This window comes from Panacibacter ginsenosidivorans (assembly GCF_007971225.1).
GTDB classification, from domain to species: domain Bacteria; phylum Bacteroidota; class Bacteroidia; order Chitinophagales; family Chitinophagaceae; genus Panacibacter; species Panacibacter ginsenosidivorans.
Map to the genome: position 1 here is coordinate 4,213,583 of NZ_CP042435.1, position 12,802 is coordinate 4,226,384.

9 protein-coding genes are annotated in these 12,802 nt (G+C 39.5%); 5 read left to right on the forward strand and 4 right to left on the reverse strand.

The features are described 5' to 3' along the window. The first annotated feature begins 14 nt into the window (after positions 1 to 14). Positions 15 to 944, forward strand: a complete 930-nt coding sequence (gene queG, locus FRZ67_RS17695; RefSeq protein WP_147191722.1) for a tRNA epoxyqueuosine(34) reductase QueG — start codon at positions 15 to 17, stop codon at positions 942 to 944. 300 nt (positions 945 to 1,244) lie between these two features. On the opposite strand, the gene FRZ67_RS17700 is transcribed toward queG, so the two are convergent. From FRZ67_RS17700 to FRZ67_RS17710, 3 genes are all read right to left on the reverse strand, one after another. Continuing rightward, the gene (locus tag FRZ67_RS17700; protein ID WP_147191725.1) at positions 1,245 to 2,261 is read right to left on the reverse strand and encodes a hypothetical protein; all 1,017 of its coding nucleotides are present in this window, start codon (positions 2,259 to 2,261) and stop codon (positions 1,245 to 1,247) included. Between the two features lie 260 nt (positions 2,262 to 2,521). After that, complete coding sequence (locus tag FRZ67_RS17705) at positions 2,522 to 3,910, reverse strand: tetratricopeptide repeat-containing protein (RefSeq protein ID WP_147191727.1); 1,389 nt, start codon at positions 3,908 to 3,910, stop codon at positions 2,522 to 2,524. Between the two features lie 290 nt (positions 3,911 to 4,200). Further along, positions 4,201 to 6,423: an FUSC family protein gene (locus tag FRZ67_RS17710; protein WP_147191729.1), complete on the reverse strand. Its 2,223-nt coding sequence runs from the start codon at positions 6,421 to 6,423 to the stop codon at positions 4,201 to 4,203. Between the two features lie 279 nt (positions 6,424 to 6,702). On the opposite strand from FRZ67_RS17710, the gene metK reads away from it, so the two are divergent. Further along, on the forward strand, positions 6,703 to 7,956 hold the full coding sequence (metK, locus tag FRZ67_RS17715) for a methionine adenosyltransferase (protein ID WP_147191731.1): 1,254 nt from the start codon (positions 6,703 to 6,705) through the stop codon (positions 7,954 to 7,956). A 183-nt stretch (positions 7,957 to 8,139) separates the two neighbouring features. Here the strand turns inward: metK and FRZ67_RS17720 are convergent, their stop codons facing one another. Next, positions 8,140 to 8,382: a hypothetical protein gene (locus FRZ67_RS17720; RefSeq protein ID WP_147191732.1), complete on the reverse strand. Its 243-nt coding sequence runs from the start codon at positions 8,380 to 8,382 to the stop codon at positions 8,140 to 8,142. A gap of 478 nt (positions 8,383 to 8,860) precedes the next feature. Here FRZ67_RS17720 and FRZ67_RS17725 point away from each other — a divergent pair, with 478 nt between their 5' ends. From FRZ67_RS17725 to FRZ67_RS17735, 3 genes are all read left to right on the forward strand, one after another. After that, positions 8,861 to 9,625 carry a polysaccharide biosynthesis/export family protein gene (locus FRZ67_RS17725; protein WP_147191734.1) on the forward strand — a complete coding sequence of 255 codons (765 nt, stop codon included), beginning with the start codon at positions 8,861 to 8,863 and terminating at the stop codon, positions 9,623 to 9,625. A gap of 1 nt (position 9,626) precedes the next feature. After that, complete coding sequence (locus tag FRZ67_RS17730) at positions 9,627 to 12,050, forward strand: GumC family protein (protein WP_147191736.1); 2,424 nt, start codon at positions 9,627 to 9,629, stop codon at positions 12,048 to 12,050. Between the two features lie 69 nt (positions 12,051 to 12,119). Further along, entirely contained in the window at positions 12,120 to 12,638 is a 519-nt protein-coding gene (locus tag FRZ67_RS17735; protein ID WP_147191738.1) for a UpxY family transcription antiterminator, read from the forward strand. Positions 12,639 to 12,802: the final 164 nt, after the last annotated feature.

Below are 12,802 nucleotides of genomic sequence, written 5' to 3' on the forward strand. Positions count from 1 at the left end.
AAAAAAATTTTCCATTGCGGTTAAATAATACAGTAATAATAAAAGATACGGCCAGGCACCTCGGCTTCGATTTTTGCGGAATTGCCAAAGCTGTTAAGCTGGAAGATGATGCACGCCGTCTTGAATCCTGGCTCAACAAAGGCATGCAGGGCAGTATGCAGTATATGGAAAAATATTTTGATATGCGCATTGATCCATCACTATTGGTACCTGGAGCAAAGAGTGTAATCACATTATTGCTTAATTACTTTCCACAACAACAGCAAAATAATGCAGCACCATTAATTGCAAAATATGCTTACGGAATGGATTATCATGAAGTGATAAAAAATAAACTTAATCATTTACTGCATGTATTAAACACGGAAATTGGTACCATAAATGGACGTGGCTTTGTAGATTCTGCACCGGTGCTGGAGAGAAGCTGGGCCCAGCGCAGCGGTCTGGGATGGATTGGCAAAAATGGCAATTTAATTACGCGCCAGTCAGGCTCTTTCTTTTTTATCGCTACACTTATTGTTGATATTGAGCTTGAGTACGATGATGCTTTTGCAAAAGATTATTGCGGCACCTGCAGTAAATGCGTAGATACCTGCCCCACTGAAGCGATCAATGATAATAAAGTAATTGATGGCAGCCGTTGCATCAGTTATTTTACCATTGAGTTAAAAGACATGCTCATTCCAGATGAGATGAAAGACAAATTTCAGGACTGGATGTTTGGCTGCGATATTTGCCAGGATGTTTGTCCCTGGAACCGCTTTAGTAAACCAACCACTGAAATTGAATTTACACCCATTCCCGAAATTTTAAATTTAAGTTCAAAAGACTGGGAACAGATGAGTGAAGAAACTTTTAAGCAGGTATTCAAACACTCTCCTTTGAAACGTGCCAAATACAAAGGCATACAACGCAACCTTAAGTTTATAAAAAATGATATGTAAATTTTTTTATTAGCCCGGCTTTTGTAAATACATGCTGCTGCTGTTGCGTCGCACACTTGTACTATTCAACACAGGCCAAAAGGAAAAATCAAAAGTCAAAAAAATGAACCAGCTGCTTTTTTACTTTTGAATTTTTACTTTGAGGAACATAGTTCCAAAGGCACAAGTGAGTGACACAACCGCCGATGCTATAAAATACTGCAGCCTGCAGCCAAAATATTTTTTGCAAAGAAAAGCCACTGCATATGCAGTGGCTTTTGAAATTATGATGTTTAACGTCCAAAAAGAAACAAAGTGAAATTATTGTATGGCATCTCTGTAGGCTTTACCCAGTGACGTTAGAGAGGTGCCTTGATTTAAAGAAGCGCCACCATCTGTGCCACTGCCCGAGCGTGTAATAACATATTTGTAATTACCAGCCTTAAACCCGCCAACAGTGCCTGTCATAAGCGTTGTTGAAGTGCTGTTCTGGTTGTATTCATTGCAAATAACAGGTTTACCTGTTTGTGTTCTAAGATAATCTGCATCGTTTTCTAATGTGCCAACAGGATACACATTTTGGTTACTGTTAAACGGTGAAGCAACATGCGTATTTACATACGTAAGGTTCATTGTTTTGTAAGCAGCAATCAGCTTCTGTGTTTCCAATGAATTTGCTGTTTTGCTGGCCCATCCACTCATTACAAGTTCTACATAATCTACATGAAGACCACCGTCAGCTACCGCAATACCGCGCTTGTTACAAACATCAACCGCTGTTTTTAATTCAGTAATATAATCTTCAATAGGCCCGCTGTGAAATTGATCTGTGCAGGGTTCATTTTCTATCACTGCTATTTCGGGTTGGTATTTGTCAAGCACTTTTGTTAATAAACTTCTGTACTGAACCATGTCTGTAGGGAAAGGCACCGGGCTTCTTTTACCGGTATTGCTGGTTACATTATCATAGTTAAGATTCAGCAATACTTTGTATCCGGCGTTCACCCATTTTTCATAACCCTTATCTACGCCTGTAAAATCCTTTAGTATGATCGCATAGCGTACATATTTTACGCCAAGCTTCTGGCAAATGGTTATCTCGTCATTTATAGTAGTACTGCCTGAAATAAGTGCACCAAAATTTGTAGACGAGGTAGTAATGGCCATACTGCTTTCCTGTGCAGTTAAACTATTGCTAAGGGCATCAGTACTTTGTGAAGGGGCTATCTCTTTTTTACAACTGGCAAATAAACTAATGAAGAAAACAGTAAATACAGGAAGAATTAACTTTTTTGGCATAAGGATGCCAGCTCCGTTTCCGGATAATTGGATACTCATCACACGGGGGTTTAATTACACTAATAGTTTTTCTTTTGCACTAAAAAAGTAGCCTGCAGCACTATTTTTTAGATGCATTTTGAAAACAAAAACCGCTCCAATTGAAGTAGAGATGAAAATAAAATTGTTAAAAGGAAAAAGTAAGTCTTATGTGAGTATAAAGCTTACATATGCAACACTTTTTCATAAGAATACAAAAGTGGTAAGCAACATTTTAATGAAATGCAGAATGAAATTATATCAAAGCCGTTCAAATTATTTTAATGTTCTTCTTCTATTAATTGCTGGTTCTGTATCATCTTTTTCAGCTTTTCAATTTGCTCCTGCAATGAATCCATCATCCATTCATCATGCTCCATTTTTCCTGCATCATCCACTGCTTTTTGATAGGCGTCCATATCACCCAAACCAAAATTAGCTTCGGCCCTGTTTATAAGTATCCAGAATAATTGTTCTTTATCGGCTTTGTTTTGACTTAAAGAATACGCATCATTTCTTTGCAGCCCGTCTTTCATGGCTGCGCTTTCCTGTCTTGCCTTTATTTGTTCCCAATCTTTATCACACATAAGCAATACTTCTTTGCGTATGCGTTTCGCATTTACAAGATCTGCGATGCGTTCATCTTTTGTGGTGCATAAGGAAGACTGTGCACGGTAATCCAGCATAAATGCAAGATTGATTCCATGGTAGCGGTTGTTTAATAAATAGTAACCACGCTGATAATATAAAATACCGGCGCTCAAATGTTCTTCGCCCTGTTTGTTTTCGTACAATCTTTTTTCAATAGCACCTGCCAGTGCCACAGTTTCTGTATCATTGGTGTGGCTAAGATCTATATCCAGTAATAATTTCAGTGCATCATATAACGCCGTTACTTCATCGGGTAGTTTAGCTTTATAGGTGGCCAGCGCCAAACGATGAACGAGATACCTGTTAACACCCATTTTATTTTGATCATCTTCCGTCTTACCTATTAGTAATGCAGAATTAAACAAAGCCTTTGCCGTAATAAAATCATTTTTGGCAAGTGCTTCTTCTGCATCTTCTGTTATCACTGCTAATGTTTTTGGGTTGATGTAAGATTCATCAGCGGCTTCAATCGCTCTCTTTTTTTCTTCCACAGCATGCGCAATCTGTTCCCTCAGAGATGGCGGGTCTAATTGCAGAAAAGTGTAAACCGGACTATCCGGTTCGTCAATATGCAAAACATCATCCAGCGTTTCTGTAAGTACTTTACGAAAGCGTTCCACTTCTTCATAATCTATCGCATCACCAAGGTGCGCATAGCTGGTTATTTTTATATGGTTCAGGTCAAAAGGGTAGGGCATTTTATTTTCAGAGATCACAATAGTGGTGCGTGGCCGTAGTGCATGACGCACACCCAGCTCGTATAATGCATTGGGGTTAGCGGTAGAAATATCAGCGATTACCACGTCGGCATTCAGCAGTTCCATATACATCTGCACGTCTATTGAACCTGTATATACAATTTCATCTGCACGCACACAGGCCAATCCTTTTGCTTCTACTACGGGTTTTATCAGCAGGCGGTAAGATTTATTAAGGTCAAGTTTACGGCCCGTAGCAAAGTCTGTTTTTGTGCCAAAGCCCATTACTACAAAACATCTTTTTTGTTGATCGTCAGCCATAGTATGCGGTTTCCAGGTTAGAAGAAAATTCGGTTACAGTGTGAATGCTGTATAAAATTATCCAAATAGATTTTAAAATGCAACCTCATTTTAGCGTGCAGTATTTTTATGTACCCGCAGTAATGCTGTGATGCTTCTGTTGCGTCGCACACTTCAGGGTTCTGTTTTTAAGACAAATGTCAAAATGTTCGCTTTATTTAGTTATGCTGCAATGCTGATTTATTCACTTTAAGTACAAGTGTGCGACGCAACAGCATTTGAACAGCATTTCAAAAGCCTGGTACATACAATTATACTTCCATCAACTGAAGACTTATCTTTCTGATATCTGTAGCAATGTTGGCAATAAAATTGAACTGGTCTGCAACAGGTTTTATTTCGGAGAGTATTTTTTTTGTTTCACTTTCTGTAATGCCCTGCTGTAGTTCCGTACGCCGCTTTTCGAGTAAATTTTCCACCCGCTGCTGAACAGCATTTTGCGGCACTGTATCAACAACAGTATTCTCAGCCGGTATTTCGTTGATGATCTTCACTGCATCTTCCAGCTTGCCAACCGTATTGCTGATCAGCGGTGTAAAATCTGACGATGCATATTTTTCTGAAAGTGGTTTTACATAATAAGAAAGCGTGGCAATATGCGATGTAAGCATATGATTGAGCACTACAAACTGATGCAATGGCTTTATATTTTTTTGTTTGCTTTCAGGTTCTGCCAACATGCGGGTAAACGCATCTGAAAGATTTGCGAGCGCCACAAATGCATTTTTGCGGCTAACCTTGTAAGTAGTGATGGTTACGGGTTTGCCAATGAATGCAACTGCTATATCGGCGAAATAATTTTTGTTGCTTTTAACAGCTTCTGACATATAGTTGTTGATCTGCTCATGCTCCCATGCCGGCAGCAGTATCAGGTTTGCGAAAAAGGCGATGGCAGAACCAATAGCGGTATCTGTAACACGGTCAATAATGATGGTTTCGAAATTGATATTGCTTAGTAAATGAAAGAGCAGCAGTATATATGGTGTCATGAAAATCACGCTGATCATATAATGTGTCCTCAGCAAACTATATGTTCCAACCATCAGTAATAACATGATCGGGAAAAGTATATTGTTGTCTTTTATAAAGTACAAAATGCCGAGGCCAATTGCTGCACCGCAAATAGTTCCGATCAGTCTTTCATAATTTCTTTTTCTTGTTAAGCTGTAAGCGGGTTTTAAGATCACAATGATGGTGAGCAAGATCCAGTAACTATGACCAACCGGAAATAACATTGATATAATAAAACCAACAAGCGTAGCAGTGCTTATTCTTACTGCATGGCGAAAATTATTTGATTCAGGTGATAGATTGTCTTTTAGTAATTTCAGGTCAACCCGCTGATGTGTAACAAATTTATCATAGTCTGCCGAGCGGGTCATGTTCTTTGTTAATTGCCTGTCATAAGTAGTGTAGAGATGCAAAGTGTGTATGCGGCCTGCTATGTCTTCAATGCTGTTGAGTATATGCCGCAGGCTTATAAAATCATCAACATTTTCTGCTGTGCGTTTATTATCCCTGAATGTTTCAAAGAATGTCTTTGTTTTTTTAATATGAGTAGAAAGCAATCCTGTTTCTTCAGATGGATTACCGCTTTTTACAGCAATACCTATTTCATCCAGTTCATTACTAAGCTCCAGGATCAATTGCCGGTAATGCTCCAGAATATCCTCTTCATTAAATGCCTCGTGCAGGGCTTTGTAATCCTGGTAAGAGGTCATAGTTCTTTCAAAAAGATCAACTATGTCGGTAAATATCATCAGCAATGTTCTGCCTGTGTTGGTAGATTCTTTTACAATATCCCTGCTCTTAAATAATAATTCTCTTACGAGGTTTTGTTTTTCGTGTACCACCACCTGTTGTTGCAGCATGGCCTGGTAAGTCTTTTCATAGTCTACTTCTTTCTCATAAAAGGCTGCTCTTGTGCGCAGGTAATCTGCCGTAGCCATTATACAATCACCCAATGCCTGTTGCACCAGCTTGTATGGCCGAAAACTATAGAGCAAGAGGCTCAGCAACATATACCATACGCCACCGGCAAAAACATAAGCAGCATTGAGTACTACATCCCATCCTTCATTAGACCTGTCAATATTCAGTACCATTACCAGCAGTGCAGAAACACCAATGGAGTTAGCCCTGTTCCCGTACACAGCAATCATTGAAAAAGTGAAGCAGGCTGCTACTATCAGCAGGCCAAGCAGAAAAGGATGTGGTGCGGCGAAACCCGTAAGCAGCGAAATGATGGTATTGATAATAATGCATGCCACCATTCCATTTTTGCGGTGATGAATAGGACCCGGATTATCCGTAATGCTTACGCTCATAGCGCCAAGCGATACTACCACACCAACCGAAAGCAGGCCGAAATGATTTAGTACCAGCGCGGGTAAAACAATGCCCGCAGTAATGCGTATACCTTCACTCAGGTAATGACTGTTTACAAAACTTTTGTACTCCTTAATATAGTCCATAGCTAATGCCTGCCTGTTTGAAACATAAAGATACCTTGTTGAAACAGAGGTAAGAAACAAAGAATATTTTTTTGAGCCCAACAGTCAGATAACAGGGCATCACCTGTTGCGTCGCACTCTTCAGGGCTCTTTAGTTGCATCAGCAAAGACAGCGGTCGCAAGTATTTTTTAATGCATAACTACCGGGAAAGAATCTCTAAACCACAAGAAATCCACAGCTTGTTAAATGGTAATAAAAACATTTCATACCCCTATCTTTGCAGCCTGTAAAAAAATACTATGCCTTATTTATTTACCTCTGAGAGTGTTTCAGAAGGCCATCCGGATAAAGTGGCCGACCAGATATCTGATGCGTTGATAGATAATTTCCTTGCGTTTGATCCTAATAGTAAAGTAGCCTGCGAAACATTAGTTACCACAGGCCAGGTAGTATTGGCCGGCGAAGTAAAAAGCAAGGCCTATCTTGATGTGCAGGAAATTGCCCGTGGTGTTATCCGCAAGATCGGTTACACCAAAAGTGAATATATGTTTGAAGCCAATAGTTGTGGTATCCTATCTGCTATCCATGAGCAATCAGCTGATATTAACCAGGGTGTTGACCGTCAGAAAAAAGAAGAGCAGGGTGCCGGCGACCAGGGTATGATGTTTGGCTACGCCACCAATGAGACAGCCGATTATATGCCGATGGCGCTGGATATTGCACATAAATTGTTGCAGGAGCTTGCTGCTTTAAGGAGAGAAAATAAAGACATCAAATACCTGCGCCCAGATGCAAAAAGCCAGGTTACGCTGGAATATGATGATAATAACAAACCATTGCGTATAGATGCTATTGTTGTATCTACCCAGCATGATGATTTTGATACAGAAGAAAAGATGCTGAAGAAGATCAATAAAGACATTGTAAATATTCTTATACCGAGGGTACAGGCCAGGTATAAAAAATATGCGCACCTGTTCAATACCAAGATCAAGTATCATATCAACCCAACCGGCAAGTTTGTTATTGGCGGACCGCATGGAGATACCGGTTTAACCGGACGCAAGATCATTGTAGATACCTATGGTGGTAAGGGAGCTCATGGTGGCGGCGCTTTTAGCGGTAAAGATCCTTCCAAAGTTGACAGGAGCGCTGCCTATGCGACACGACATATTGCCAAAAATCTTGTAGCAGCGGGTGTTTGCGATGAAGTTTTGGTACAGGTTTCTTATGCTATTGGTGTGGCCCAGCCAATGGGTATTTATATCAATACCTATGGCACGTCAAAAGTTGGTCTTACAGACGGAGAGATAGCCAGGAAGGTGGAAAGTATTTTTGACATGCGACCTTACTTTATTGAGCAGCGCTTGAAACTGCGTAACCCAATCTATAGCGAAACTGCTGCTTACGGCCATATGGGACGTAAACCTGAGTTTGTAAATAAAGAATTCCGCTCCCCTGAAGGTAAAGTAGTGAAGAAGAAAGTAGAACTGTTTACCTGGGAAAAGCTTGATTATGTTTCTAAAGTGAAGAAGGAATTTGGCATCAAATAGATTCGAAATCATACGTAAAAATCCTGCTGGTGAAGCGGGATTTTTTTATATATAAACAGGATCGTACATGATTGCTTAAATGCATTACCAATTTATACTTGCGGTAAAGAAAAGAAAGTATAAGTGTGCGACGCAACAAAAGCCAAATGCTTTTGTTGCTGCCGGGCTTAAAAAATTATGCATTTAATTTTTGCAAATGATATAGTAGCGGGTGCTTTTATCTGTACCTGAATCAAAAACCTCTCTTAGTTTGTTGCTGTTTTTGACCAGCCTGTGGTTGCGGCTGTCGAACACCTCATTGTTTTTGCAGAACGTATTACAGGATTCAATATAAGGCAGTATTTTTTTTACTACTTCTATCTCATTTTCCACTCTTTGCCGGGAATAATGTTTATCCTTTACCGCTAATAATAACTCTCTTTCCATTTTTCCTTATTTCAATCTGTAAAATTATAAACAGTAATAACGCTGTTTATTATAAATATTGCTAAAAATTGTACAAAACACTCAACTTATACCTGTTAGCAAACGGGGTTTTGAAGGATTGGAAGCTTATAAATAAATGGCAGGGGTGATTATCGTAAAAACTTCTACTCCCGCCAATATTTATGCCATGCTATCCCAAAGCTTATTAATTGTTGATTAAAAAGGATTTTTTGTATAAAAGTTCAAACTAATTTTGTACAAACCAATTGTTGTCTAATAATTTGCATGTACTTTTCGTTTTTGAAAAACACCGGTCGTTGCCGGTGATCTGTATGAACGGTTTGCGGGTAAACATGGTTAAATGTACCAAAGATCCCTGTACGGTATTTTGACAAAATGAATCATCAGCAAATCGTATAATTTTTTTGTGCAGGGATAATAAATTTGTGTGTTCTGCGTAATTTAAGGGTCACTTATTATGAGAAAAAACCGAATCAGCATAACAATGCCATGTTATGTAATTTATTTGTTTATTGTATTCCTCACGGCTTCCTGTATCAATACTAAAAATGTAGTTTATTTCAACAACCTGCCTGATTCTTTAAAGATCCAGCTGGATAAATTGCCCGTTCCGGACAAAACCGTACAAGTGAATGATGTACTTGAAATAACCATAGGCGGTGAAAATGAAACAACTGTTCATTACATACAAACTTATATTACCGGACAACCCGTTTTAAAAGCAACCGTGGATATTGCAGGAAATATTGAATTGCCAAAAGTTGGAAAAATTCATGTAGCCGGCTTATTGCAAGAGGCAGCAAAAGATGCCATTACAAATGCTTACAAGGAGTATCTTATAGATCCGATAGTGCAGGTAAAACTCAGCAGCTTTCATTATACCATTTTAGGAGAAGTGAAGGCTCCAGGCATATTTGATGTTGAAGCAGAGAAAATAACACTGTTTGAAGCAATAGGTAAGGCAGGGGATCTTACCCCTTACGCTGAGAGAGAGAATATTAAGATTATCAGGGACGTAAACGGTGAAAGGGAAGTCATTACGCTTAATATGCTGGATAAAGCAATCCTTAATTCGCCGGATTATTATATACAACGATATGATATCATATATGTAGAGCCCAAGAATATTAAACAGGTTAATGAAAATATTCAACGTTTTACGCCCTATATCAGTATTATATCGGGATTGCTAGCAATTATTGTTTTAATCACCAGAAATTAACATGAGTCAACACGTATCGGATAATGAAAATGGTGAGTTGGTAACACAATCCAGTGTCCAGTTCGATATAAAGAAATTTATTTACAAGCTAATCGGCTTTTTGCCATGGATCATTATTTCTGTGCTGATATCTTATACCGTGGCAAAACTTTATTTGCGTTATACTCCCCAGTTGCACCGTGTAGCTGCATTCCTGCTTATAAAAGATAATGAAGAATCTTCGCCCGATTATAATGTACTCAGGGAGCTTGGGGTTATCACCAGCAGCAAGGAAATCCAGAACCAGATCGATATCCTGCAGTCTTATGAATTGTCTGAAGATGTGGTAGATTCATTAAACCTGCAGGTAAAGTTAAATACCGTTGGCCGTATCTCTTCCCTGCCCATTTATGGCAACAGATCACCGGTTTTTATCCATGTTGATAAAAGTGATAAAATAGATTTTACACCCTCCTCTTTTCAATTATACCTGGAAAGTGACAGTGTAGTATTTATCAGTAATAATACCCGTCAGGCCCACCGTTACAATGATACGTTTCTGTTGTCGGGTAAAAAAGTTTGGTTTGTTCGAAACCATGCCGTTAAAGCCGATGATAATGGCTATAACCTTGTATTGCAGGATAAACATTCGATGTCTGTGGGATTGCGTGCAGGTATAACCATAACCAAATCCCATGACCCCGGGGGCATCGTGGAAATAGCGTTGCTTGATCAATCTGCGGCCCGGGCCATCGATATTATCAATAAGCTAATTGAAACGTATAATACAGCCGGGGTAACGGATAAAAATATTGTGGGGTTCAAAACACGCCGTTTTTTGAATGACCGGGTAGACAGTGTAGCTGCTGAACTGGATGCACTTGAAAAACAGGGAGAGAATTTTAAAAAGGAAAACAAAATCAACGACGTAAGCACCATTGGCGGGCAATACCTGAGTGAAGCTATGAACTATGATGAAAAGATGGCTGAACAGTCCGGCAAATTTAAACTGCTTGAGTCGCTTGAGCAGTTTATCAACAGTTCTAAAAACTATTCTGATATTATACCTTCTGATAACGGGATAGGAGACGGTACATTGGCTGATCTTATAAGGGCGCATAACCAGGATGTTGTAAACTACCAGGAACAAATAAAGATCAGTACGGAAAAAGACCCGCTTATCGGGCGGATCAAAAACAAGATCAATGATGACAAGCAAAACATCCTGAAAAATATTGCCAGTATCAGGCAGGGTTACGATGTTACTTATAAAGAGATCAGTACCCGTAAAAATGGTTTTGATGCCTTGTTATATAACCTGCCTGAAAAGGAAAGGGAATATCTAAAATTAAAAAGGCAGATCGGTGTAAAAGAGCAATTGTACTTATACCTTTTACAAAAAAAGGAAGAGATTGAATTATCGCTTAATTCAACCATCAACAATACCAGGATCGTTGACTCTGCTTTTGACCAGGGAATTGTTTCACCCAAAAGCGATCAGGTGGTCATGTTCGCTCTCCTGGTTGGTGTTATTGTACCGATTATCATCATGCTGCTGCTTGATTTTTTTGACAATAAAATTGCTGACCGTAAAGAAATAGAAGCTGCCACTAATGTACCTATCATTGGAGAACTTTCCTTTAACAGTGGGGTAAAAAACAAAGTGATCCATTCCAAAAGCCGGTCGAGCATGGCTGAACAATTCAGGCTTATCGGCACGAATCTCCGGTATATTGCCCCCGACAAAACATCCAAGGTTATCCTTGTCACTTCTTTTATGAGCGGGGAAGGTAAGAGCTTTGTTTCGACCAACCTCTCCGGCAGCCTGTCAACCGGCAATGCCAGGGTGCTTTTAATAGAACTTGATCTTCGCAAGCCCAAGCTTTCCAAATATCTTGAGTTGCAACCGAAATACGGACTTACCGATTATCTTGTAAATGCCCAGCCACTGGAGCAGGTGATTACCAAAATCGAGGATTTTAATAATGTGGATATCATCACCAGCGGGCCGGTGCCCCCCAACCCCAGCGAGTTATTAATGCTCCCCCGGCTGGAAACCTTATTCGAGTACGCCAGGCAGCGTTATCAATATATTGTTATTGACTCTTCTCCTGTAGGGCTTGTGGCTGATGCGTTTCTTACAGGGAAATTTGCCGATGTTACACTTTTTATACTGCGTCACCGGTATTCGCATAAAACAACACTCGGTTACGCGGACCGTTTGTATGCAGAAAAGAAACTGAATAACCTGAACATAGTGGTAAACGGTATAAAAGAGCAGCGAGGCGTAGGATATACTTATGGCTATGGGTATGGTTACGGCTATGGCTATGGATATGGATATGGTTACGGCTATGGTTATAAGTATGGTTCCGGTTATTACCCTGAAGATGAAAAGCCTGCACGTGGATTGAAAAGATTTTTTTCACGTAAAGGCAAAAAGTAAATTAAAGTGCAACAAATATATAACTGATAGCTCATTACTGTGAGTGACTTGGCGGAGCTGTATAAAAGTATGAATGCAAGTGAAAAAAAATGGTTTGCTGTTTATACCAAACCCCGGTGGGAAAAAAAAGTAAACAGTATTCTGCTGTTAAAAGGAGTAGCCAGCTGGTGTCCTGTACAGAAAACTGAAAGACAATGGAGCGACCGGAAAAAGATCATTGAAGACCCGCTTTTTAAATCGTATGTTTTTGTAAAAATAAACGATGACGAAAAGCTTACCGTTTTGCAAACAGAGGGCATACTCAACTTTGTTCATTTTCTTGGCAAACCCGCAGTCATAAAAGATGAGGAAATAGAAACCATCAAATCATTCCTGCTTGAAAAAGATGCAAAGATCAATATACAATCATTGCAGGGTTTCAAAGAGGATGATAAAGTGGTCATTAAACACGGTATTTTTATGGATAATACGGGAACTGTTATCAGGACTGCTGCTAAAAAGATCTATGTGCGGCTTGAAAGCCTGGACCAGGTAATGATAGTAGAATTTCCTGCGAACTATGCCGGACATTATTTCCCCCTTCATTAGTATTTTTTATGAACCCGGCTTTTGTGTTTTATAGCATCGTTCCTTGCGTCGCACTATTGTACGGTTTGTACTTTTCTTGACAGTTGGCTGTAAATGCCGATGGCTTTACCGAAAGTACAAGTGAGTGACACAACAATGCTCAATGTCAGCACTATAGCCCGTCA